Origin of the sequence: Streptomyces sp. V3I7, from assembly GCF_030817495.1 — a bacterium.
In the GTDB taxonomy this organism is placed as follows: domain Bacteria; phylum Actinomycetota; class Actinomycetes; order Streptomycetales; family Streptomycetaceae; genus Streptomyces.
This window is the reverse complement of record NZ_JAUSZK010000001.1, coordinates 6,172,191-6,194,069: the sequence shown is the minus strand read 5'-3', so window position 1 is coordinate 6,194,069 and position 21,879 is coordinate 6,172,191. Positions and strand designations below refer to the sequence as shown.

Below are 21,879 nucleotides of genomic sequence, written 5' to 3'. Positions count from 1 at the left end.
GTCCGCGCGAAGGGAACAGCCGAAGGGTGCCAGATGTACGGAAGTGGGCCGAGCTGCTGAAGCGGTTCCCCAAGGTCCCTCATGGGCCCGTGGTCGACCAGACGCTGCGGTCGGCCGTCGCGGCGACGATCGCGTACGTCATCGCCCTGCGCCTGAGTCCGGAGCCCGCGCCGCTCACCGCACCCCTGACGGCCCTGCTCGTCGTCCAGGTCACCCTCTACGCCACCCTCACCAACAGCTTCCGCCGGGTGAACGCGGTGGTCGCCGGCGTCCTCGTCGCCATCGCCTTCAGCCAGCTGGTGGGTCTGACCTGGTGGAGTCTGGCCCTGCTGATCGTGGCGGCGCTGGCCGTGGGGCGTCTGGTGCGCGTCGAGGAGTACACGGCCGAGGTGGCGATCAGCGCGATGCTGGTGCTCGGGGTCACCACCATCGGCAGCACGGCCTGGGCCCGGATCGTGGAGACGCTGATCGGCGCGATCGTCGGGATGGCCTGCAACCTGCTGCTGCCCGCCCCCGTGTGGGTTGACGAGGCCGGGCAGTCGATCGAGGGGCTGGCGCGGCGGGTGCGCCAGCTGCTGCTGCGCCTGGGCGAGCAGGCCGCGGGGCGCACGCCGTGGCAGGTGGCGGCCGAGCGGTTGCACGAGGCGCGCCGGCTCGACCACGCCATCGTCCAGGTGGACGCGGCGCTGCGGCAGGCGGAGGACAGCCTGCGGCTCAACCCGCGCGTCCGCGAGGGTCTGCTGCGCCGGGTGGTGCTGCGGACGGGCCTGGACACGCTGGAGATCTGCACGGTGGTCCTGCGGGTGCTGGCCCGCACCTTCACCGACCTGGCCAAGGCCCGCGAGCCCGACCCCCTGTTTCCTCCCGAGGCGGGCGGATGCCTGGAGCAGCTGCTGTCGGAGCTCGGCGACGCGGTGGTCAGCTTCGCGGTGCTGGTCACCACCGACCTGAGCAGCGACGCCGACTCGGCGGAGACGCGGCTGACCGCCGAGCTGCACACGGCGGCGGCCACCCGGGACAAGCTGGCCGTGCTGCTGCGCGAGGAGGCCCAGCACGACCCCCGCTACTGGCAGCTGCTCGGGGCCGTGCTGACCGAGGTCAACCGCGTCATCGACGAACTGGCCATCGAGCACCGCTCCCGCCGCCTGCTGGAGGAACTCGACCGGGTCGCCCGCGCCCAGCGCGTCCGCATCCCGCGCCTCAGCTGGGTCCGCGAGCATCTGGGCGTACCAGAACGGCTCCGGCGCAACGGCGAAGCGTCCGAGCGGCCACCGCCGCCCGCATGACGGTGCGCTCAGCGGTCGCCGTCCGCGCGCTGCCGGTGGAGGACGCGCGGGCAGGCGGAGCCCGCCCGCGTCAGCAGGGCGTGCATGCGCTCGGTCAGCTGGGGCACGTCTGCGGCGGGTGCGTGGAAGGGCAGCCGTACGTCGCCGTCCACGCGGGTGCGCTCGATGCGCAGGGTCAGCCCGTGCCGGTCCACGGCGAGTGGCTGGACCCGCACGGCGCCGTGCAGGTCGGCGGCCGCGACGAGGCGGGTGAGCCGGTCGACGGCGTCGGGGTGGGCGTCGGCGAGGTGGGTCAGCAGCCGCGCCTCGGCGCCGGCCAGCGGATCGGGCTCGGCGGCGGCGAAGTCGTCGCCGGGGACGACCACGGTGCCGGACGGCTCGCGCAGCACCACGCGGGTCACCCGGAAGGCGAGCCGGTCACCCTCGGGGACGAACCAGCCGGCGAGCCAGACCCGGGCGCGGATCCGGTTCCGTACGGGTACGGGCGCGACGTCGGCGAACTCCAGCACGGCGGACGGCTCCCCGCGCGGCGCGCAGACCGCCGCCGCGAGCAGGCCGCTCTCCTCGGGCACGCGCACAAGCACCCGGCCGTCCTCGCTCACGCTGTGCGCGCCGACGAACTCCTCGCGCGTGCCGGCCGCGCTCACCGTGCAGGACCACGCGGCGTCGAGCACCGTACGGGCCCGCTGGGCCGCGCCGGGCACGGCCGTCCAGGGCTGACGGTCACCCATCCTGTCACCCGTCCTGTCACCCATCCCGAAACCTCCTTAGGTAAGCCTTGCCTAACCTATCGGAGACCGGGGCGCGCGCCAACCACGGGGGTGGTCCGCCGATGCGAGATGCGTGCGACTACGCGATGGCGCCGAGGAGCGCCCGCGCGCACAGGTCCCGCACCTGTTCCCGGGTCAGGTCCGGGCCGCGCAGCCACTCCAGGCAGACCGCGGTGGTGAAGGCCAGCCAGCCGCGCACGGCCAGCCGGACGTCGGGGCGCTCCTCGACGACCGGGCCGAACTCGGGGTCCGCGGCGAGGGCGGCCAGGACCTGACGCTCCTGCGCGGCCAGGGCCTGCCGGTAGACCCGGCGCACTGTCTGGTCACCCGCCGCGTCGGCGCGATGGAAGGCGCGGTAGCCGTGGGCGTGGGTCTCGACGTACTCCAGGTACGTGTCGAGCCCGGAGGTGAGCTGCTCGCGCACCGGAACGCCGGGGACGGCGGCCGTCATGCGCAGCATCCGCTCGCTCTCGCGCTCGACGACGGCCGCGAAGAAGTCCCGCTTGGCCGGGAAGTAGTGGTACAGCAGCCCGCGGGAGACGCCGGCGATCTCGGCGACCTGCTCGATCCACACCTCGTCGTACGGGCTCTCCGAGAACAGCCGGGCGCCGACCGACAGAAGCTGCTCCCGGCGCTCGGCGGTGCTCAGTCTGCGGCGGGTGCGCTCCCCCTCGTTCGCGGCCATGCCCGCACCTTACTTGACGGGGATTCAACAAGCGGACCAGACTGGAACACGTTATTGAACCCATGTACAACGCGTGCGTGCTGCCCGTTCAACAGCCCGCCGGATCAAGGGAGATCGCGTCATGGCGGAGACCCCCACCGGGACCACGGCCACGAGCACGACGGCCCCGGACGGGCTGCCGAAGGGGTTCCGCGGGGCCGAGCAGGGCTGGCCCGAACTGCATCGCATCCCACATCCGCCGTACCGGATCCCCTTCGCCGGCGACCTGTTCGGCGTCGGCCCGCGCACACCGCTTCAGGACTCGCTGCGCACCGCGCGCCGGCTCGGGCCGATCTTCCGGCGCAGGCTGTTCGGCCACGAGTTCGTGTTCGTGTCGGGCGCGCGGCTCGCGGGCGACATGGCGGACGAGTCCCGGTTCGCCAAGCACGTGGGCCTCGGGGTGGCCAACCTGCGGCCGGTCGTCGGGGACGGGCTGTTCACGGCGTACAACCACGAGCCTAACTGGCAGCTGGCGCACGACGTGCTGGCCCCCGGCTTCAACCGCGAGGCCATGGAGGGCTACCACGGCATGATGCTGGCGGTGGCGGAGCGGCTGACCGACCGCTGGGACCGGAAGCTGACCGCCGGTCACTCCGTCGACGTGCCCGGGGACATGACCAAATTGACCCTTGAGACGATCGCCCGCACCGGGTTCGGGTACGACTTCGGGTCGTTCGAGCGCGGCCGGCCGCATCCGTTCGTGACCGCGATGGTCGGCACCCTGAGCTACGCCCAGCGGCTCAACACCGTGCCCTCGGCCCTGGCGCCGCTGCTGCTGCGCGCGGCCACCCGGCGCAACGCCGCCGACATCGCCCTGCTCAACCGCACGGTGGACGAGGTCGTCGAGGCCCGCCGCCGCTCGGGCGGCGGGGACGGCGACCTGCTCGACCGCATGCTGGAGACGGCCCACCCTCAGACGGGTGAGCGGCTGTCGCCGCAGAACGTCCGCCGCCAGGTGATCACCTTCCTGGTCGCCGGCCACGAGACCACCTCGGGCGCCCTGTCCTTCGCCCTGCACTACCTGGCCCGGCACCCCGAGGTGGCGGCCCGCGCCCGCGCCGAGGTGGACCGCGTCTGGGGCGACACCCCGGTCCCCGGCTACGACCAGATCGCCAAGCTCCGCTACGTCCGCCGCGTCCTCGACGAGTCCCTGCGGCTGTGGCCGACGGCGCCCGCCTTCGCCCGTGAGGCGACACGGGACACGGTGCTGGCCGGGGACCACCCGATGCGCCGGGGCGCGTGGGCGCTGATCCTCACGCCGATGCTGCACCGCGACCCCGAGGTGTGGGGCCCGGACGCCGACCGGTTCGATCCGGACCGCTTCGAGGCGAAGGCGGTCCGGGGCCGTGCACCGCACAGCTTCAAGCCGTTCGGCACCGGCGCCCGCGCCTGCATCGGCCGCCAGTTCGCCCTGCACGAGGCGACCCTGGTCCTCGGCCTGCTCCTGCGCCGCTACGACCTCGTCCCCGACCCGGCCTACCGGCTCCGCGTCGCCGAGCGCCTCACCTTCATGCCGGAGGGCCTGCGCCTGCGACTGGAACGCCGCCCGGCGCCGACCACGTCGGACGAGGCCCCCGACACCACCGCCTCCGCGTCAGCGCCCGGCTGCCCAGTGCACGGGACGGGTGACTGACCCCGGCAGCCGCGTACCGGCACTCCCCCGCGCCGCGTCGACCTGCGGCTGGGTCAGGAAGAAGGCGCCGGTCAGGTCGGCGTCGGTGAGATCGGCGTCGCGCAGGTCGGCGCCGATCAGATCCGCGCCCCGCAGGTCGGCCCCGGTCAGATCGGCGGCGATGAGACAGGCGCCGCGCAGACTGATCCCCCGCAGGTCGGCCCCCTTGAGCCGGGCGCCGAGCAGGTCGGCGCCCCGCCGGTCCTTCCGCTTGCCGCGTACACCGGCGCGTGCCGACTCGCTGGCCCGCAGCAGCAGTTGGCTCACGTCCTCGCGGTGCGCCGCCACGTCCAGCGTGGCCAGCTCCTCGGGAGCCAGCCGGGTCAGCCGCTCCGTCTCCTCCCGCAGCGCCCGCAACTCGCCCCGCAGGGGCCGCACCGCGGGCAGCGTCAGCGCCTCGGCCATGTACCGCAGCAACTCGTGCAGTTGGCGTACGACGGGGAAGACCTCGAACATCCGGCGGGCGTCCGCCTTGGAGCCGGTACGCCAGTCCCGCCCGCCGAAGGTGATCTGCGAGACCTTCTGTCCGGCGCCGAAGCAGTCGTACACCGTGCACCCGGTGAACCCCTTGGGCCTCAACTCGGCGTGGATTCCGCACCGGTGGTCGCCCCGGAGGTTCACGCAGGGTTTCCCAGCCGACTTGTCGAACGCGAAGTCCGCCGAGGCCGCGAAGGGCAGTGCGACGCAGCACAGCCCGAAGCAGCGCGAGCAGTCACCTCGCAGATCCGACGTCCCGGCTATGTGTTCAGGCATGCCACCACCCTAAAGGCCGCCCGGGCGCCGGGGCGTCAGCCCTCTCAGCACTCTCAGTCCTCCAGCGAGGGCGGAGCGAGACGGGCGAGCCGCTCCGGGTCCGCCAGGATGTACATCCCGGTGATCAGACCGTCGGCGACGGTGACCGCCATGACCGACAGGGGCTGCCCCTCGGGGGCGGTGATCGCGCCGACGGTGCCGTTGACCAGCACCAGGCGGGCGAAACGGGCGTACTGCCGGTACATGAAGGCCTGTTCGGCGACCGGCCGAGCGCCCCGCACCAGCTTGGAGGCGGCGGCGCCCTTGGCGAGCGCGCCCGCGTCGACGCGTTGCACCACGTCCGGGTGGAGCAGGGAGACCAGCGCCTCGAAGTCGCCGCCGCGGGAGGCGGCGAAGAAGGCTTCGAGGACCTCGCGCTGGCGGCCGAGGTCGGGTTCGGCCGACGGGGTGGCGCCCTGGACCCGGCGGCGGGCCCGGCTGGCCAGTTGGCGGGTGGCCGCGGACGTCCGCTCGACGATCGGCGCGATGTCGTCGAAGGGCACCGCGAACATGTCGTGCAGCACGAACGCCAGCCGTTCGGCAGGCTCCAGCGTCTCCAGGACGACGAGCAGGGCGAGCCCGACCGAGTCGGCCTGGAGGACCTCCTGTTCGGGGTCGACCTGGGACAGCGGGCGGATCACCGGGTCCGGGATGAACGTGTCGTCCATCGGGTCCTCGCGCCGCGCCGTGCGCGCCCGCAGCATGTCCAGGCAGACCCGCCCGACCACCGTGGTCAGCCAGCCGCCGAGGTTCTCGATGGCGTCCGCGTCGCTGCGGCTGAGCCTCAGCCAGGCCTCCTGGACGGCGTCGTCCGCCTCGGCGAGCGAGCCGAGCATCCGGTACGCCACCGCGCGCATGTGTCCGCGATGCTCCTCGAAGCGGGCGGCGAGGGTGTCGCTGTCGGTCATGGTGGCCTATCTGCCGAAGAGTTCGAAGGCGACCGCGAGCCTGACGCCGAAGCGTTCACCGGCGGCCGCGGCGGTCGTGGTGAGGAAGTTCCGTACGTACGTCTCAAGGTCCTCGTCCGTCAACGCCCGCAGGTACGTGCGGTGTTCCAGGAGGGAGCGCACCGCCCTCTCCAGGCCGGGCGTCGCGTCCACCGCGTGGGTCGGGGTGGACGAGCCGGCCACGGCGACCCAGCGCACCCCGTTCCACGGCTGAAGCCCCTGGGCGGCGAGTTCGGGGAAGATCCAGCGGTTCCCGGCGTCGGCGGCGGCGTCCAGGGTGGCGCGGCCCACGGCGACATGGTCGGGGGTGTTCCAGGCGCCACCGTCCCACGTGTCCCGGTGGTTGAGGGTGACGACGAGTTCGGGCCGGTGGCGGCGGATCGCGGCGGCGATGTCGCGGCGCAGCCCGGTGCCGTACTCGACGACCCCGTCCCGGTGCCCGAGGAACTCCACGACCCCGACCCCCACGGCCGCCGCACTCGCCCGCTGCTCCCGCTCACGCAGCGGCCCGCACCGCTCGGGCTCCAGCCCGTCGATCCCCGCCTCCCCACGCGTAGCGAGGACGTACGCCACCTCCCGTCCGGCATCGGTCCACCCGGCCACCGCGGCCGAGCAGCCGTACTCGAGATCATCCGGATGAGCCACCACGGCCAGCGCCCGCCGCCAGTCACCGGGCATGGGCTGGAGCGGCGGGGCGGGGGTCGGCACGGTCATGGGCGCAGACTATGACGCCATGTCCGGCGCGGCGCTTCATCGCCGCTCCGCCGTCGCCACGGTTCCGGCGGTCCGGTGCCGCGGTCGTCGCTACGATCGTGGCGTGCGCCTGCCTCGCTCCGTCTCGGGTTGGACCATGGCCGTCTTCGGGGTGCTCGCCGCCGGTCTCGGGGCGGTGGGTCTGCTCTCGCCTCCCGCGCAGCTGGCGATGCTCGGTCTGCCGTCGCCGGGCCGTCGCGGCACCGGTGACCTCACGCCCGCCTTCGTCACGGCGTCGTCCATGGCGGCCCTCAACATGGGCGCGTACTACGTCCTGGCCGCCCTCGCCGACTGGCGGGCCTTCTTCCGGTGGACGGTACCGTTCCGGGTGCTGACGTGCGCGGTGTTCACGGTGGCCGTGATCGGCGGACGGGCGCCGGACGCCTTCCTCGGCGTCGGAGTGTGGGAGGGGCTCGGGGCGGTCGCGACGGGGCTGGCGCTGCGGTACGAACGGCGGGCTGATGTACGGGAGTTGGGCGGCTCGGGCGTGGGAGAGGTCGCGCCGCCGGGCGACGCCGCCTGAGCGGGGGCCTCCCCTCATCCCGCCCGACCGCCTACGCTGCGCTCAGCCGATGATCGATGATCGACGACAAGGAGCCGCGATGCGTGTCGCCCTGTTCCTGACCTGCGTCAACGACACGCTCTATCCGAACACGGGCCGTGCCGTGGTGAGACTGCTGAGCAGACTGGGCGTGGACGTCGACTTCCCCGTGGACCAGACCTGCTGCGGGCAGGCGCACTACAACACCGGCTACCGGCACGAGGCGGAGCCCCTGGCGCGGCGGTTCGCCGACGTCTTCGGGGAGTACGAGGCGATCGTCACGCCGTCCGGGTCGTGCGGGGCGATGGTGCGGGAGCTGTATCCGCGCATGGGCGAGCGGGCCCGGGCCGAGGGGCGCGGCGAGTCCCTCGCCACCGCGCTGGCGCCGGTGGTCCCGAGGACGTACGAGCTCACGGAGTTCCTGGTGGACGTGCTGGGGGTGACGGACGTCGGGGCGTACTACCCGCACACGGTGACGTACCACCCGACCTGCCACGGACTGCGCTCGCTCGGGCTCGGCGAGCGGCCCCGGCGGCTGCTTCAGGCCGTGAAGGGGCTGGAGTTGGTGGAGCTGCCGGGGGCGGAGGAGTGCTGCGGCTTCGGCGGCACGTTCGCGCTGAAGAACCCGGACGTGTCGGCGGCGATGGGTGCGGACAAGGTACGCAACGCCGAGTCGACCGGCGCCGAGGTGCTGTGCGCGGCCGACAACTCCTGTCTGATGCACCTCGGCGGCACGATGACCCGGCTGGGCACGGACATGCGCCCGGTGCACATCGCGGAGATCCTGGCGAGCGCGGAGGAGGAACCGGCCGTATGAGCGGGAGCGAGAGCGGGAACGAGAGCGGGAACGGGACCGGGACCGGGACGTTCGTGGGCATGCCGGCCTTCCCCCGGGCCGCGCACGACGCCGTCAACGACCAGACCCTGCGCGGAAATCTGCGCCACGCGACGCACACCATCCGCGCCAAGCGCGCGAAGGCCGTCGCCGAGGTCTCCGACTGGGCCGCGCTGCGGGACGCGGGCAAGCGGATCAAGGACCACACGCTGCGCCATCTCGACCGTTATCTGGAGCAGTTGGAGGAGTCGGTCACCGCGGCGGGCGGCACCGTCCACTGGGCCGCCGACGCCGACGAGGCGAACCGGATCGTGGCCCAACTGGTCAAGGAGACCGGCGAGTCGGAGGTCGTCAAGGTCAAGTCGATGGCCACGCAGGAGATCGGGCTCAACGAGGCGCTCCTCGCCGAGGGCATCCACGCCTACGAGACCGATCTCGCCGAGCTGATCGTGCAGTTGGGCAAGGACCGGCCCTCGCACATCCTCGTGCCCGCGATCCACCGAAACCGCAGCGAGATCCGTGACATCTTCCGCTCCGAGATGGGAAGTTGGGGCCGCCCGGCCCCCGAGGGCCTGACCGACACCCCGGCCGAACTCGCCGAGGCGGCCCGGCTGCACCTGCGGGAGAAGTTCCTGCGGGCCAAGGTCGGTGTCTCCGGAGCCAACTTCATGGTCGCCGAGACAGGCACCCTGGTGGTCGTCGAGTCCGAGGGCAACGGCCGGATGTGCCTCACCCTCCCCGAGACGCTGATCTCGGTCGTCGGCATCGAGAAGATCGTGCCGACCTGGCGCGACCTGGAGGTGTTCCTGCAGACCCTCCCCCGCTCCTCGACGGCCGAGCGCATGAACCCGTACACGTCGATGTGGACGGGCACCACCGACGAGGACGGTCCACGCGCCTTCCACCTCGTCCTGCTCGACAACGGCCGCACCGACACACTCGCCGACGAGGTCGGCCGCCAGGCCCTACGCTGCATCCGCTGCTCGGCGTGCCTGAACGTCTGCCCGGTGTACGAGCGCGCGGGCGGCCACGCCTACGGCTCGGTGTACCCGGGTCCGATCGGCGCCATCCTCAGCCCCCAACTCCGGGGCACGCAGAGCGAGATCGACGCCTCACTTCCGTACGCCTCCAGCCTGTGCGGCGCCTGCTACGAGGTGTGCCCGGTGGCCATCGACATCCCGGAGGTGCTGGTGCATCTGCGGGAGCGGGTCGTCGAGGGCGGCGAAGTGATCCGGCAGGGCAACAAGGTGGTGCTACGGCCCGCGAAGGGGCATGCCGCCGAGCGCGCGGCGATGCGGGCGGCGCGCTGGGCGTTCACGCACCCGGCAGCCCTGCGCACCGGCCAGCGGCTCGCCTCCCGCACCCGCCGGCTGCAGCCCCGTACGCTGCCCGGCCCCGGCCGGGCCTGGAGCGGTACGCGGGATCTGCCCGCCCTACCGAAGGAACCGTTCCGCGACTGGTGGCAGCGGACGCGGACGCGCGGCGGCTCGAAGGAGGGCTCGAAGTGAGCAGCAGGGAGCGGATCCTGGGGCGGGTGCGCCGCGCGCTGGCGGACGTACGCGGGGACGATACCCCGTACGAGCAGGCCGTTCCCCGGGAGTATCTGCGCGAGCACGGGGACCGGAGTGTCGAGCAGACCGTGGAGCTGCTGGCGGAGAACCTGGCGGACTACCGGGCGATCGTGCATCGCTGCACGGCGCCCGAACTGCCCGCCGTGATCGCCCGGTTGCTGGCCGAGCGAGGGTCCGCCTCCGTGCTCGTGCCGCCCGGACTGGACGAGGGCCGGCTGGCGGCCACGGACGTCCCGCGGATCGCCGACCGCGCGGAGAGCACACCGGAGGAGCTCGACCGGGTCGGCAGCGTGGTGACGGCCTGCGCGGTCGCCGTCGCCGAGACCGGCACCCTCGTCCTGGACGCCGCCCCCGACCAGGGCCGCCGCCGCATCACCCTGGTCCCGGACCACCACATCTGCGTGGTCCGCGTACCCGACCAGGTCGTCTCCTCCGTCCCGCAGGCCCTCGAACGCCTCGATCCCGCCCGCCCGTTGACCTGGATCTCCGGCCCGTCGGCGACCAGCGACATCGAGCTGGACCGGGTGGAGGGGGTGCACGGGCCGCGCACCCTGGAGGTCGTCCTGGTGAGCGCGGGGTAACCGCTGCGGCTAGCTTGAGGGAATGATCCGGTTCGAGCAGGTCACCAAGCGGTATCCGGACGGGACCACGGCCGTGGACGGGCTGTCCTTCGAGGTGGCCGAGGGAGAGCTCGTCACGCTCGTGGGCCCCTCCGGATGCGGCAAGACGACGACCATGATGATGGTCAACCGGCTCATCGAGCCCACCTCCGGCCGGATCCTCGTGAACGGCGAGGACATCGCCGCGGTCGACCCCGTCCGACTGCGCCGCCGCATCGGCTACGTCATCCAGCAGGTGGGCCTCTTCCCCCACCGCACGGTGCTCGACAACACGGCGACCGTCCCGGCCCTCGTCGGCTGGAAGCGGGCGAAGGCCCGGGCCCGGGCGGCCGAACTGCTGGACCTGGTGGGGCTGGACCCGACGACGTACGGCCCGCGCTACCCGGAGCAGCTCTCCGGCGGACAGCGGCAGCGCGTCGGTGTGGCGCGGGCGCTGGCGGCCGACCCGCCGGTGCTGCTGATGGACGAGCCGTTCGGCGCGGTCGACCCGGTCGTGCGCGAGCAGTTGCAGGACGAGTTCCTGCGGATGCAGGCGGCGGTGCGCAAGACGGTGCTGCTGGTCACCCACGACATCGAGGAGGCCGTGCGGCTCGGCGACCGGATCGCGGTGTACGGGCAGGGCCGGATCGAGCAGTTCGACACACCCGGGGCGGTGCTGGGCACGCCCGCGACGCCGTACGTCGCCGGGTTCGTGGGCGCCGACCGCGGACTGAAGCGCCTGTCGGTCACCACGATCGAGCCGGACGACCTGGAGCAGCCGTCGCTCGCCCACGTGTCCGAGCCCGCCGCCCGCGCGCGGGAGCGGCTGCGCGCGGAGGGTGCCCGCTGGGCCGTCGTCCTGGACGCGCACGGCGACCTGCACGGCTGGGTCGGCATCGACGACCTCACGGCCGCCGGCGGGGCGCTCGGGGACCTCGTCCACCGGATGACGGCCTGGGTCCCGGTGGGCGCGCCGCTCAAGCAGGCGTTCGGGGTGATGCTGCAGTACGACGCCGGGTGGGTCGCGGTGCTGGACGGCGCGCGTTTCCTCGGTGTGCTGACCCCGGCGAAGCTGCACGAGGCGCTGCGCCGCTCGGTGGACGCGGACGCGCGCGGAGTGCCGCGCGGTCAGGTGCCGTTCGAGTCGGTGGCCGATGCCTGACGGTCACTTCATCACCAGATCACCTCTTCACCAGATCACTTCTTCAGCAGACCCTCGTCCTCCAGATAGGTCCGCGCCACGTCCTGCGGCAGCCGGCGCCAGCTGTCCACCTGCCGGTTGAGCGAGGCGAGGTCGCCGGTGGTGAGCACCTGGTTGAGCTTGCCGAGCACCTCGGTGACGCGCGGGCCGCCCGCGCGGGCGCGGTTGACGACCGGGACGACGTAGTCGGCGTTCTGCAGGTGCTTGTCGTCGGCGAGGAGCACGAGCCCGAACTCGTCGAGCGTGGCGTCGGTGGTCGTGGTGAGCACCATCTGGTCCCGGCCGCTCTGCACGGCCCGCTTGGCCTGGGTGGTGCCGACGCCCTTGGGGTCGACGCCGGTGACGTCGATGCCGTACGTCTTCCTCAGCCCGGGCTCGCAGTACGGCCGCTCGACGCACTCGTCGCCCGCGGCGAGCCGCACCTTCAGTCCCGACGCGCCGAGGTCGCCGAGCGTCCTGAGGCGGTGCCGTCGGGCATAGTCCCGGGTGACGGCGAAGGCGTTCTGGTCGACGGCCTTCCCGGCCGGAAGGACGGTGAGTCCGCGGGGCGCGGCGAGCCGGTCGAGGGCGGTCATCGTGGCGTGGAGGTCGGGTGAGCCGGCCGGGGGCGCGTCGGCACCGTGGGCCTTGGCGGCCAGCCAGTCGGCGAAAGTGGCCGCGTACTCCGGTACGACGTCGATCTGGCCGGATTCCAGGGCCGGTTCGTACAGCTCGCGGTTGGAGACGGTGATGAGGGACGTCCGGTAGCCGGCCTGGTTCAGCAGCAGCGCGTACATCTGGGCGAGCAGGTCGCTCTCGGTGAATCCGGCCGAGCCGATGGTGAGGTGGTGGCGGTCGCCGGGCGGGGCGGTGACCGCGCCGCGGTTCTCCAGGGAGGGCCCGCAGGCGCAGCCGGCGAGGGCGAGCAGGAGCGCCGCGAGCGCCGTCGTACGCCGTCTCATCGCACGCCCCTGGCCCACCGGGGCGCCGTCCGCTCGACGACCTCGAAGACGGCCTCGACGACCAGCGCGAACGCGGCGACGAGCACCGCACCGGCCACCACCTGGGGCGTGCTGGCCAGGCTGAAGCCCGCCGTGATGATCCGTCCGAGCCCTCCGCCGCCGGCCAGCGCGGCGATGGTGGCGGTCGCGACGAGCTGGACGGCCGCGATCCGCACCCCGTTGAGGATCATCGGCAGCGCGAGCGGCACCTCCACCCGGCTCAGCATCTGCCACCCGGTCATCCCCATCCCACGCGCGGCCCGCACGATGTTCCGGTCGACCTCGCGCATGCCGACGTACGCGTTGGTGAGCAACGGCGGTACGGCGAACAGCACGAGCGCGACCACCGTCGGCCCCTCGCCCCAGCGCCCGACCGGGGTGAGGAGCAGCAGGACCAGCACGGCGAAGGTGGGCACGGCCCGGCCGATGTTGGAGAGGTTGACGGCGAGCGCGCCGCCCTTGCCGAGATGGCCGAGGACAAGGGCGACGGGCAGGGCGATGAGGCAGCTGACGACCAGGCAGACGACGGTCAGGAGGAGGTGTTGCAGCAGCCGGTGCCAGACCCCGTCGTCGCCCGACCAGTGCGCGGGGTCGGTGAGCCAGTCCCAGGTGCCGGCCAGGACCGTCATCGCCGTCCCGCCCTCGCCCAGGGCGTGATCAGCCACTGCACGCCGAGCAGGAGCAGGTCGGCGGCGATGGCGATCAGCACGCACAGCACGGACGCGGTGAGCACCTGCGCCTTGAAGTACGTGTTCATGCCCGCGTAGATGAGGTTGCCGAGCCCGCCGAAGCCGACGATCGCGCCGACCGTGACGAGGGAGACCGCGGAGACGGTGGCGATGCGCAGCCCGGCCATGGCGGCGGGGAGCGCGAGGGGCAGTTCGACGGTGAGCAGGAGGCGGACGGGGCCGTATCCGAGGCCGCGGGCGGCCTGCCGGGTCTCCTCGGGGACGGCGCGCAGGCCCGCGAGGATGTTCCGGACGAGCAGGGTGAGCGAGTACAGCACCAGTCCGGCGACGACGAGGGTGGCGGAGAGCCCGTACAGGGGCAGGAGCAGGGAGAACATCGCCAGGGACGGGATGGTGTAGAGGATCGTCGTGCCCCCGAGGACCGGAGCGGCCGCCCAGCGCCAGCGGCGCGCGAGCACGGCGAGCGGCAGCGCGACGGCGAGGCCGATGACCACGGAGACCGCCGTGAGCTGGAGGTGCTGGCCGACCGAGTCGAGCAGGATCTGGCGGCGCGTGCTCAGATACGCACCGCAGATCCACTCGTTGCGCGCGAGGCAGTCGTCCGGGGCCGCGGTCACGGGTCCATTGCAGCGGCTGGGCCGCGGCAGGGCTTGCTGGGGTGACCCGTACGGGGGTGGCCGCTGCGGTGGCGAACACGTGACAGCAACGCTGAACAAGCGCTTAGATAGGCGGGATCGGACCAGAGAGACCAGCGATCAGACCAGACCAACCAGCCCAAACCAGAGCGACCAGAGCGACCAGAGCGACCAGGGAGTCGGAACACCGAACTCCCCGCCCCCGCCCCCGACACCGGCCCCTGGAGGCCCCGTTGTTCACTTCCGTCGACGACGTCTCCGCACGCCTCGCCGAGACCGGCTACCTCGCCTCGCCCGCGGTCGCCACGACCGTCTTCCTGGCCGACCGCCTCGGCAAGCCACTCCTCGTGGAGGGCCCGGCGGGCGTCGGCAAGACGGAGCTGGCGAAGGCCGTCGCCCAGGTCGCCGGGGCGCGGCTGATCCGGCTCCAGTGCTACGAGGGCGTGGACGAGTCCCGGGCGCTGTACGAGTGGAACCACGCCAAGCAGCTGCTGCGCATCAGCGCGGGCCGCGACGAGTCGTGGGACGAGACGCGCACGGACATCTTCAGCGAGGAGTTCCTCCTCCCCCGCCCCCTGCTGACCGCCATCCGCGGCGACGACGCCAAGGTGCTGCTGATCGACGAGACCGACAAGGCCGACGTCGAGGTGGAGGGGCTGCTGCTCGAGGTGCTCAGCGACTTCCAGGTCACGGTCCCCGAGCTGGGCACGGTCACCGCGACCCGCCACCCCTTCGTCGTGCTCACCTCGAACGCCAGCCGCGAACTGTCCGAGGCGCTGCGCCGCCGCTGCCTGTTCCTGCACATCGGCTTCCCCGAGGAGGAGCTGGAGCGGCGGATCGTACGGCTGAAGGTGCCGGGGCTCGGCGAGGCGCTGGCCGAGTCGGTGGTGCGGGTGATCGGCGCGCTGCGGGCGATGGACCTGCGCAAGGTGCCGTCGGTCGCCGAGACGATCGACTGGGCGCGCACCCTGCTGGCCCTGGGCGCCGACTCGCTCGACGAGACGGTCGTACGCGACACCCTGGGCGTGATCCTCAAGCACCAGGACGACGTCCTGAAGGCGGCCGCGAAGCTCGACCTGGACAACCTGTGAGCGCCTCGGCCGGTGTCGCCGATCGGCTGACCGGCCTGGTCGGGGCGCTGCGCGCGCACGGGGTGCGGGTCGGCACCGGCGAGACAGTGGACGCGGCCCGCGCGATGGAGGCCCTCGGCCTCGCGGAGCGGGAGCGCTTGCGAGAGGGGCTGGCGGCCACGCTGCTGCACGGCACCGGCCAGCGCCCGGTGTTCGACCAGGTCTTCGACCTGTACTTTCCGCGTGGCGTGGGCGCGCCCGAGGTGGGCCCCGCCGACCGGGACGACCTGCGCGACCGCCTGGCAGCGGCACTCGCGGAGAACGACGGGGCCCTGATGGCGGCGCTGGCCGCGGAGGCCGTCGACGGCTTCGGCGGGTACGGGAGATCACCGGAGTCGGACGGCTGGTCGTCGTACCAGACGCTGGACCGGCTGCGTCCGCAGACGCTGCTGGCCCGGGTGCGTACGGGCATCCGTGAGCGCGACGGGGACGCGGACTTCGCGGACCGGCTGCTCGACGACGAGATCCGGCGCCGTATCGAGGTGTTCCGCCGGCTGGTGGCGGCGGAGGCGCGGCGCCGGGTGGCCGAGCGGCGCGACCGGGACGAGATCGCGCGGCGGGCGGTCGCCCCGAACCCCGGACCGGGTGGACTTCCTGGCCGCGGGCCGGGCCCAACTGGCCGAACTGCGCCGGACGGTCCAGCCCCTCGCCCGCAAGCTGGCCACCCGCCTCGCCGCCCGCCGCCGCCGTGCCGCACGCGGCACGATCGACCTGCGCCGCACCCTGCGCGGCTCCCTGTCGACGGGCGGCGTGCCGATGCGCCCGGTGCTGCGCCGGCGCCGCCCCGTCCGCCCCGAACTGGTCCTCCTGTGCGACGTCTCGGGGTCGGTGTCAGGCTTCTCGGACTTCACGATGCTCCTGGTGCAGGCGCTGCACGACCAGTTCAGCAAGGTGCGGGTGTTCGCCTTCGTCAACCGCATCGACGAGGTGACCCGGCTCCTGGACCACGGCCGGGCCGACCCGGAGGGCCTCGGTGCCCGTATCCGCGCCGAGGCGATCCTCACCGGCTGGCACGACAGCAGTGACTACGGCGTCGCGCTGGGCGAGTTCGCGGAACGGTACGCCGACGCGGTCGGCCCCCGCACGACCGTCTTCGTCCTCGGCGACGCCCGTACGAACATGAGCGACCCCAACCTGAACGCCGTACGCCGGCTCACCGAACGGGCCCGCCGTGTCTACTGGCTGAACCCCGAGCCACGCGCCCAGTGGGGCACGGGAGACTCGGCGGCCCCGGCCTACGCGGAGCTGCTGGACATGCACGAGTGCCGCACAGCGCGCCAGCTGAGCGCGTTGATCGCGCGGCTGCTACCGGTGTGAGCGCAGACGGGCCGCTAGGGTCTGTCGTTTGGATCAGGCCGGCTGTGAGGTGCGGTACTTCTCGACCGACCCGAGCGGGGTCTGGTGCGTGCAGCTGCAAGGCGGAGGAGGGCGTCAACGCGATGGGGGTCCCCCCGCGCGAGCGGAGCCGAGCGTGGGGGAGTTGGCAACCGACGACAACGCGGCAGATGTGCGTGCCAGACCCCGCGACACCGGGATGATCCAAACGACAGGCCCTAGGCCGGTCGGTAGGTTGGCCGGCATGAGCAACCTGGATCGTGCACCCGAGCCGAGCGTGTGCGGCGGCCGCGGATTCGTCGTCGCCGAACCCGTCCGCGAGCTGCTGAGCCCCCGTCACGTCAAGCTCGGCGAGTCGACGGAGGTACGCCGGCTGCTGCCGAACCTGGGGCGCCGCATGATCGGAGCCTGGGCCTTCGTCGACCACTACGGCCCCGACGACATCGCGGACGAGCCGGGCATGCAGGTCCCGCCGCATCCGCACATGGGGCTCCAGACGGTGAGCTGGCTGCACGAGGGCGAGGTGCTGCACCGCGACTCGACCGGCAGCCTCCAGACGATCCGCCCGAGGGAACTCGGCCTGATGACCTCGGGCCGGGCGATCAGCCACTCCGAGGAGAGCCCGAAGTCCCACGCCCGCTTCCTGCACGGCGCCCAGCTCTGGGTCGCCCTGCCCGACGCCCACCGCCACACGGACCCCCACTTCGAGCACCACCCGGACCTGCCCACGGTCACGGCCCCCGGCCTCACGGCGACGGTGATCCTGGGCGACCTGGACGGCTCGACGTCCCCCGGCACGACGTACACCCCGCTCCTGGGCGCCGACCTCACCCTCACCGAGGGCGCCGAAGTCCGCCTCCCCCTGGAACCGGACTTCGAGTACGGCGTCCTGACAATGTCGGGCAAGGTCCACGTGGACGGCGTCCCACTCCCCCCGGGCTCCATGCTCTACCTGGGCTGCGGCCGCCCCGAACTCCCCCTGCGCGCGGAGTCCGACGCGAAGCTGATGCTCCTGGGCGGCGAGCCGTTCGCTGAGGAGCTGGTCATGTGGTGGAACTTCGTAGGCCGTTCGCACGAGGAGATCGAGCGGGCGCGGGAGGACTGGAGGAGCGGGTCGAGGTTCGGTGAGGTGAAGGGGTACGACGGTGATCCGTTGCTCGCACCCGAGCTCCCGCCTGGGCCACTGAAACCACGAGGCCGAGTGCGCTGACCTGGGACATCGTGCCGCCCGGCACGCCCGAGCCGGGCGGCGAAGCGATCGACCTCGTCTCCAGCTGGTCGGAGGAGGACTTCGGCTCGCACGCCGCCGACATCTCGGCGGACGGGACGATCCAGCACCCGTAGTCGGACGCCGTGGGCGGCGGCCTCACCGAGATCCGCTCGCCTGGAAGCCCGGAGAGGGACATGCGCAGCCCGACGACGGTACCTAGGGTGGGGAGTGCGGGTCTGTGACACAGACCCAGCCTGGAACGAGTGACCAAGCACGACGACGCGCGACGCGGTGCCCGGCCCACTGTGGGGCCAGTCGCGGCGAGCGGCGACCGACGCGGACCGCGCGCACGCCGTCGGGCGTCAGGGGAGGTACCAAGGGCGGTTCTGATCCATGAGGGACGTACATCGGCTTGAGCCCGTCTCGGCGAACCTGGGCAGCGGCACCGTGCTCGCGGCGTGGGAGCGGTTCGTGCAGGGCGAGGACCACGTCCCGGGTGTCCGGCCCCTGGTGGCGATCTCCTGGCATCGCTGCCGAGAGCAATACCGGGTCGATCCCCACCTCACGGAGGCTCCGGTGGCCGTCGTGGAGCCCGACCACACGCCCGAGCACGACGTCGTACTCGCCGAGCTGGGTTTCCGTGCCGCCTCCATGGCACATGAAGTGAGCAACCTCGGTGGCGTCGTCACCGTCACCGATGCCACCGGCCGGATCCTCGCCGAGTGGGGCGATCAAGCCACGCTCGCCAGAGCCGGCGACTCGAATCTGGCGCCCTGGTTCTGCTGGTCCGAGTGCGCGGTCGGCACGAACGGCATGGGCACGGCGCTAGAGGCGCACGGGCCCGTCCCGATCAGAGGAGCGGAGCACTGGTGCAAGGCGTTGCACAACTGGGTCTGCGCGGGCATCGCGGTGCGTGACGTGGTGACCAGGGAGCCGATCGCGGTCCTGAACCTCTGCTGCTGGCGCAGCCGGCTTCCCGCGTCCGCGGAGAGCTGGCTGGCGAACGCGGCCACCATGACCCAGTACCCGCTGAAGAGGCGCGCCCGGGACAGCGGCGCCGAGCTGGTCGCGGCGTACACCCAGGCCAGGGCGCACTCCAGTGCGACGCTCGCCGCGGTGGACGCCGCGGGCAAGGTGGTGATCGCCGACGACATGGCAAGCGTGCTCCTGGGCGTTCCGGCACGCACCCCCGCGGTCGACCCCACGCTGCGCTGGAACCCCGGGATGCCGGAACTGATCGCAGCCGCCCGGTATGCCACCAGGCAGGCGGCCCACAATCCTGACTGGGTCGGCTCGACGCAGATCTTCGCCCACCTCGCCGACGAACCGACGTCGATCAGCATCCGGCCCGTCTTCTCGTCCGGACGCCTGATCGGGAACCTGGTCTCGTTCGGGACCTCCGACGGGGCGCGGTTGCCCCAGGCGGACGGGCCCGCGCACCCCCGGATGCGGCCGCGCCGAGTGGTCGCGGTGCGCGACAACCGGATGGTGCTGCTGCGGCTGCCGGAGGTCTCCTTCGCCGAGTCGCGGGGAAACGACGTGTGGCTCTCCACCGATCAGGGGCGACTGCGAGCCGCCTCTCCGAGCCTGGACAGGCTCGACAGCGAGCTGGCGGATGCCGGCTTCCTGCGGGTGCACCGCCGGTATGTGGTGAACCTCAGCCGCGTCCGGGAGATCGAACGCGGGCCCAAGGGCGAGCTGTCCCTGGTCATGGACGACCGGTCGCACGAGATGGTCCCTGTCTCCCGGCGGAACGCACCGGCCGTGCGGCGCGCCCTGGACATCTGAGTTCCCCGGAACGACCATTGTTCCCGGAAGGAAGATCCCGTGTCTGACAGCCCGGACGCCGTCGTCGGCGAGAGCAACGAGGTGAGCGCGGGCGGCCTCGGCCTCTCTGCCCCGGCCGGGCACCGCAGCCACCCGATCGCCGGTGCGAGCAACCGCGACTGGTGGCCGATCCGGCTCGACCTGACGATCCTCCGCAAACACCCGGTCACGGCCGACCCCATGGGCGAGGACTTCGACTACGCCGCGGAGTTCCGGACGCTCGACCTCGACGCCCTGGCACGGGACGTCGACGAGGTGCTGACGACGTCGCAGGAGTGGTGGCCGGCCGACTTCGGCCACTACGGGCCGCTGGTGATCCGGATGGTGTGGCACTGCTCCGGGACGTACCGCGTCGACGACGGCCGCGGTGGCGCGAGCACGGGCATGCAGCGTTTCGCACCGCTGAACAGCTGGCCGGACAATCGCAACCTCGACAAGGCGCGCCGACTGCTCTGGCGGGTGAAGAAGAAGTACGGCCGCAGGATTTCGTGGGCCGACCTGATGGTCTTCGCGGGCAACCGCGCCCTGGAGACGATGGGCTTCACGACCTTCGGCTTCGCCGGTGGGCGGCGGGACGTCTGGGAGTCCGACGAGGACGTCTACTGGGGGCCCGAGCATGCCTGGCTCGGTGACGAACGCTACGGCGGCGTCCGGGAGTTGGAGCACCCTCTGGCCGCCGTGCAGATGGGCCTCATCTACGTCAACCCGGAGGGACCGAACACCGTCCCGGACCCGCTCACCGCGGCCCGGGACATCCGCGAGACATTCCGGCGCATGGGGATGAACGACGAGGAGACCGTCGCACTGATCGCGGGCGGACACACGTTCGGAAAGACCCATGGTGCCTCCGCCCCGGACGTCCATCTCGGCCCCGAACCCGAGGGCGCCCCCCTCGCGGAGCAGGGCCTGGGATGGAAGAGCGGCTACGGCACCGGGAAGGGCGCGGACGCCATCTCCAGCGGGCTCGAGGGCACGTGGACACCCACCCCGACGAGATGGGACAACAGCTTCCTCGAAACCCTGTTCGGCTATGAGTGGGATCTGGAGCTGAGCCCCGCGGGTCTGTGGCAGTGGATCCCGAGGGACGGCGGCGGGGCCGGTACCGTCCCAGACGCCCACGACCCGTCGACGAGACACGCCCCGACGATTCTGACGACGGACCTGGCCCTGCGGCTGGACCCGGTCTACGCGCCGGTTTCGCGGCGCTTCCTGGAGAACCCCGACCAGCTCGCGGACGCGTTCGCCCGGGCCTGGTTCAAGCTGACGCACCTCGACATGGGCCCGATCCAGCGCTACCTCGGACCGCTGGTCCCCCGGGAGACGTTGATCTGGCAGGACCCGGTCCCCGCCGTGGACCACGAGCTCGTCGGGGCGGCGGACATCGCCGCGCTCAAGAGCCGGATCCTCTCCTCCGGGCTGTCGGTCTCCCAGCTCGTCTCGACCGCGTGGGCGTCGGCCTCGACGTTCCGCGCCAGCGACAGGCGCGGCGGGGCGAACGGCGCGCGCATCCGCCTCGACCCGCAGCGCGGGTGGGAGGTCAACGGCCCCGACACGCTGGCTCAGGTGCTGCGCACCCTGGAGGCGATCAAGAAGTCCTTCAACACCCTCAACAGCTCCCGGAACCGCGATGTGAGGATCTCGCTCGCCGACCTCATCGTCCTCGGCGGGGCCGCAGCCGTCGAGCAGGCCGCGAGGACCGCCGGCCACGACGTCCAGGCCCCCTTCGCTCCAGGGCGCACGGACGCCGCGCAGGAGTGGACCGACGCGGAGTCCTTCGCCCCGCTGGAGCCGGCGGCGGACGGGTTCCGCAACTACTACCGCGGCAAGGGCAACCGGTTCTGGCCGGAGCACCTGCTGGTCGACCGCGCGAACCTGCTGAACCTGAGCGCGCCCGAGATGACCGTCCTCGTGGGTGGCCTGCGAGTGCTGGGCGCCAACCACCAGCAGTCGCCGCTGGGCGTCTTCACCTCGGCGCCCGGGTCGCTGACCAACGACTTCTTCGTGAATCTGCTCGACCCGGGAACGGAATGGCAGCCGACGTCCGAGACCGCCGAGACCTTCGAGGGCCGCGATCGCGCCACCGGCGAGGTCAAGTGGACCGGCAGTCGCGTCGACCTCGTCTTCGGCTCGAACTCCGAGCTGCGGGCCGTCGCGGAGGTCTACGCGAGCGACGACGCACGTGAGAAGTTCGTGCGGGACTTCGTCGCCGCGTAGGACAAGGTCATGAACCTCGACCGATACGACCTGGCCTGACACCCGTCGGGACCCGCCCCTTTCAACGGTGGCATATCCGGTACGAGCGGTAGCCGGCCGCGGATGAATGGCATGAGCGGACCTCGATCGGCGCCCACCCTTGTCGGTGTGATTCATCCAGCGTAGCGT

General features: G+C 72.4%; 20 protein-coding genes and 1 pseudogene. 13 read left to right on the top strand and 8 right to left on the bottom strand.

Features of this window, described 5'->3' with window-relative positions; genetic code table 11:
- Positions 1 to 26: 26 nt before the first annotated feature.
- Positions 27 to 1,286: an aromatic acid exporter family protein gene (locus tag QFZ74_RS28680; protein WP_307623741.1), complete on the top strand. Its 1,260-nt coding sequence runs from the start codon at positions 27 to 29 to the stop codon at positions 1,284 to 1,286.
- 8 nt (positions 1,287 to 1,294) lie between these two features.
- Here the strand turns inward: QFZ74_RS28680 and QFZ74_RS28675 are convergent, their stop codons facing one another.
- Complete coding sequence (locus QFZ74_RS28675; protein WP_307624311.1) at positions 1,295 to 2,017, bottom strand: DUF2470 domain-containing protein; 723 nt, start codon at positions 2,015 to 2,017, stop codon at positions 1,295 to 1,297.
- Positions 2,018 to 2,135: 118 nt separating this feature from the next.
- Positions 2,136 to 2,741, bottom strand: coding sequence for a TetR/AcrR family transcriptional regulator (locus tag QFZ74_RS28670; RefSeq protein WP_307623740.1), 606 nt, complete (start codon positions 2,739 to 2,741; stop codon positions 2,136 to 2,138).
- Positions 2,742 to 2,862: 121 nt separating this feature from the next.
- On the opposite strand from QFZ74_RS28670, the gene QFZ74_RS28665 reads away from it, so the two are divergent.
- Positions 2,863 to 4,413, top strand: a complete 1,551-nt coding sequence (locus QFZ74_RS28665) for a cytochrome P450 (protein WP_307623739.1) — start codon at positions 2,863 to 2,865, stop codon at positions 4,411 to 4,413.
- Here QFZ74_RS28665 and QFZ74_RS28660 read toward each other — a convergent pair.
- From QFZ74_RS28660 to QFZ74_RS28650, 3 genes are read right to left on the bottom strand one after another with little or no spacing between them, the layout of a single operon-like run.
- Positions 4,375 to 5,205 carry a pentapeptide repeat-containing protein gene (locus QFZ74_RS28660; protein ID WP_307623738.1) on the bottom strand — a complete coding sequence of 277 codons (831 nt, stop codon included), beginning with the start codon at positions 5,203 to 5,205 and terminating at the stop codon, positions 4,375 to 4,377. The genes QFZ74_RS28665 and QFZ74_RS28660 overlap by 39 nt on opposite strands.
- Before the next feature lie 53 nt (positions 5,206 to 5,258).
- Complete coding sequence (sigJ, locus tag QFZ74_RS28655) at positions 5,259 to 6,152, bottom strand: RNA polymerase sigma factor SigJ (RefSeq protein ID WP_307623737.1); 894 nt, start codon at positions 6,150 to 6,152, stop codon at positions 5,259 to 5,261.
- A 6-nt stretch (positions 6,153 to 6,158) separates the two neighbouring features.
- Positions 6,159 to 6,905, bottom strand: coding sequence for a PIG-L deacetylase family protein (locus tag QFZ74_RS28650; protein WP_307623736.1), 747 nt, complete (start codon positions 6,903 to 6,905; stop codon positions 6,159 to 6,161).
- Between the two features lie 136 nt (positions 6,906 to 7,041).
- Between QFZ74_RS28650 and QFZ74_RS28645 the strand changes: the two genes are divergently transcribed.
- The 5 genes from QFZ74_RS28645 to QFZ74_RS28625 all read left to right on the top strand — a co-directional run bounded on the left by QFZ74_RS28645 (position 7,042) and on the right by QFZ74_RS28625 (position 11,652).
- Positions 7,042 to 7,467, top strand: coding sequence for a hypothetical protein (locus tag QFZ74_RS28645; RefSeq protein ID WP_307624310.1), 426 nt, complete (start codon positions 7,042 to 7,044; stop codon positions 7,465 to 7,467).
- 79 nt (positions 7,468 to 7,546) lie between these two features.
- Entirely contained in the window at positions 7,547 to 8,302 is a 756-nt protein-coding gene (locus QFZ74_RS28640) for a (Fe-S)-binding protein (protein ID WP_307623735.1), read from the top strand.
- Entirely contained in the window at positions 8,299 to 9,828 is a 1,530-nt protein-coding gene (locus tag QFZ74_RS28635) for a LutB/LldF family L-lactate oxidation iron-sulfur protein (RefSeq protein WP_307623734.1), read from the top strand. Before QFZ74_RS28640 ends, QFZ74_RS28635 begins: the two co-directional genes overlap by 4 nt.
- Complete coding sequence (locus tag QFZ74_RS28630) at positions 9,825 to 10,472, top strand: LUD domain-containing protein (RefSeq protein WP_307623733.1); 648 nt, start codon at positions 9,825 to 9,827, stop codon at positions 10,470 to 10,472. The genes QFZ74_RS28635 and QFZ74_RS28630 overlap by 4 nt, the downstream gene beginning before the upstream one ends.
- A 22-nt stretch (positions 10,473 to 10,494) precedes the next feature.
- The gene (locus tag QFZ74_RS28625; RefSeq protein ID WP_307623732.1) at positions 10,495 to 11,652 is read left to right on the top strand and encodes an ABC transporter ATP-binding protein; all 1,158 of its coding nucleotides are present in this window, start codon (positions 10,495 to 10,497) and stop codon (positions 11,650 to 11,652) included.
- 35 nt (positions 11,653 to 11,687) lie between these two features.
- Here the strand turns inward: QFZ74_RS28625 and QFZ74_RS28620 are convergent, their stop codons facing one another.
- From QFZ74_RS28620 to QFZ74_RS28610, 3 genes are read right to left on the bottom strand one after another with little or no spacing between them, the layout of a single operon-like run.
- Entirely contained in the window at positions 11,688 to 12,632 is a 945-nt protein-coding gene (locus QFZ74_RS28620; RefSeq protein WP_307623730.1) for an ABC transporter substrate-binding protein, read from the bottom strand.
- Positions 12,629 to 13,300, bottom strand: coding sequence for an ABC transporter permease (locus QFZ74_RS28615; RefSeq protein WP_307624309.1), 672 nt, complete (start codon positions 13,298 to 13,300; stop codon positions 12,629 to 12,631). Before QFZ74_RS28615 ends, QFZ74_RS28620 begins: the two co-directional genes overlap by 4 nt.
- Positions 13,297 to 13,977: an ABC transporter permease gene (locus QFZ74_RS28610; RefSeq protein ID WP_307623729.1), complete on the bottom strand. Its 681-nt coding sequence runs from the start codon at positions 13,975 to 13,977 to the stop codon at positions 13,297 to 13,299. Before QFZ74_RS28610 ends, QFZ74_RS28615 begins: the two co-directional genes overlap by 4 nt.
- A gap of 251 nt (positions 13,978 to 14,228) precedes the next feature.
- Between QFZ74_RS28610 and QFZ74_RS28605 the strand changes: the two genes are divergently transcribed.
- The 6 genes and pseudogenes from QFZ74_RS28605 (at position 14,229) to katG (ending at position 21,711) form a co-directional block, all read left to right on the top strand.
- Entirely contained in the window at positions 14,229 to 15,086 is an 858-nt protein-coding gene (locus tag QFZ74_RS28605; protein ID WP_307623728.1) for a MoxR family ATPase, read from the top strand.
- Positions 15,083 to 16,442 (top strand): annotated as a pseudogene (locus tag QFZ74_RS28600) (VWA domain-containing protein). The gene QFZ74_RS28605 and the pseudogene QFZ74_RS28600 overlap by 4 nt, the downstream one beginning before the upstream one ends.
- A gap of 262 nt (positions 16,443 to 16,704) precedes the next feature.
- Positions 16,705 to 17,670 (top strand): pirin family protein, encoded by a 966-nt coding sequence (locus tag QFZ74_RS28595; RefSeq protein WP_307623727.1) that lies wholly within the window; start codon positions 16,705 to 16,707, stop codon positions 17,668 to 17,670.
- A gap of 11 nt (positions 17,671 to 17,681) precedes the next feature.
- Positions 17,682 to 17,804 carry a hypothetical protein gene (locus QFZ74_RS28590; protein ID WP_307623726.1) on the top strand — a complete coding sequence of 41 codons (123 nt, stop codon included), beginning with the start codon at positions 17,682 to 17,684 and terminating at the stop codon, positions 17,802 to 17,804.
- A gap of 259 nt (positions 17,805 to 18,063) precedes the next feature.
- Positions 18,064 to 19,458 (top strand): DNA-binding protein, encoded by a 1,395-nt coding sequence (locus QFZ74_RS28585; protein ID WP_307623725.1) that lies wholly within the window; start codon positions 18,064 to 18,066, stop codon positions 19,456 to 19,458.
- 81 nt (positions 19,459 to 19,539) lie between these two features.
- Entirely contained in the window at positions 19,540 to 21,711 is a 2,172-nt protein-coding gene (gene katG / locus QFZ74_RS28580; protein ID WP_373462504.1) for a catalase/peroxidase HPI, read from the top strand.
- Positions 21,712 to 21,879 lie beyond the last annotated feature (168 nt).

Excerpts from the sequence above, each read along its gene's own strand:
- QFZ74_RS28660 (WP_307623738.1), bottom strand. The coding sequence starts at position 5,205 with ATGCCTGAACACATAGCCGGGACGTCGGATCTGCGAGGTGACTGCTCG.
- QFZ74_RS28625 (WP_307623732.1), top strand. The coding sequence starts at position 10,495 with ATGATCCGGTTCGAGCAGGTCACCAAGCGGTATCCGGACGGGACCACG.
- QFZ74_RS28635 (WP_307623734.1), top strand. The coding sequence starts at position 8,299 with ATGAGCGGGAGCGAGAGCGGGAACGAGAGCGGGAACGGGACCGGGACC.
- sigJ (WP_307623737.1), bottom strand. The coding sequence starts at position 6,152 with ATGACCGACAGCGACACCCTCGCCGCCCGCTTCGAGGAGCATCGCGGA.
- QFZ74_RS28665 (WP_307623739.1), top strand. The coding sequence starts at position 2,863 with ATGGCGGAGACCCCCACCGGGACCACGGCCACGAGCACGACGGCCCCG.
- QFZ74_RS28640 (WP_307623735.1), top strand. The coding sequence starts at position 7,547 with ATGCGTGTCGCCCTGTTCCTGACCTGCGTCAACGACACGCTCTATCCG.
- QFZ74_RS28645 (WP_307624310.1), top strand. The coding sequence starts at position 7,042 with ATGGCCGTCTTCGGGGTGCTCGCCGCCGGTCTCGGGGCGGTGGGTCTG.
- QFZ74_RS28615 (WP_307624309.1), bottom strand. The coding sequence starts at position 13,300 with ATGACGGTCCTGGCCGGCACCTGGGACTGGCTCACCGACCCCGCGCAC.
- QFZ74_RS28585 (WP_307623725.1), top strand. The coding sequence starts at position 18,064 with ATGAGGGACGTACATCGGCTTGAGCCCGTCTCGGCGAACCTGGGCAGC.
- QFZ74_RS28595 (WP_307623727.1), top strand. The coding sequence starts at position 16,705 with ATGAGCAACCTGGATCGTGCACCCGAGCCGAGCGTGTGCGGCGGCCGC.
- QFZ74_RS28650 (WP_307623736.1), bottom strand. The coding sequence starts at position 6,905 with ATGACCGTGCCGACCCCCGCCCCGCCGCTCCAGCCCATGCCCGGTGAC.
- QFZ74_RS28670 (WP_307623740.1), bottom strand. The coding sequence starts at position 2,741 with ATGGCCGCGAACGAGGGGGAGCGCACCCGCCGCAGACTGAGCACCGCC.
- QFZ74_RS28675 (WP_307624311.1), bottom strand. The coding sequence starts at position 2,017 with ATGGGTGACCGTCAGCCCTGGACGGCCGTGCCCGGCGCGGCCCAGCGG.
- QFZ74_RS28620 (WP_307623730.1), bottom strand. The coding sequence starts at position 12,632 with ATGAGACGGCGTACGACGGCGCTCGCGGCGCTCCTGCTCGCCCTCGCC.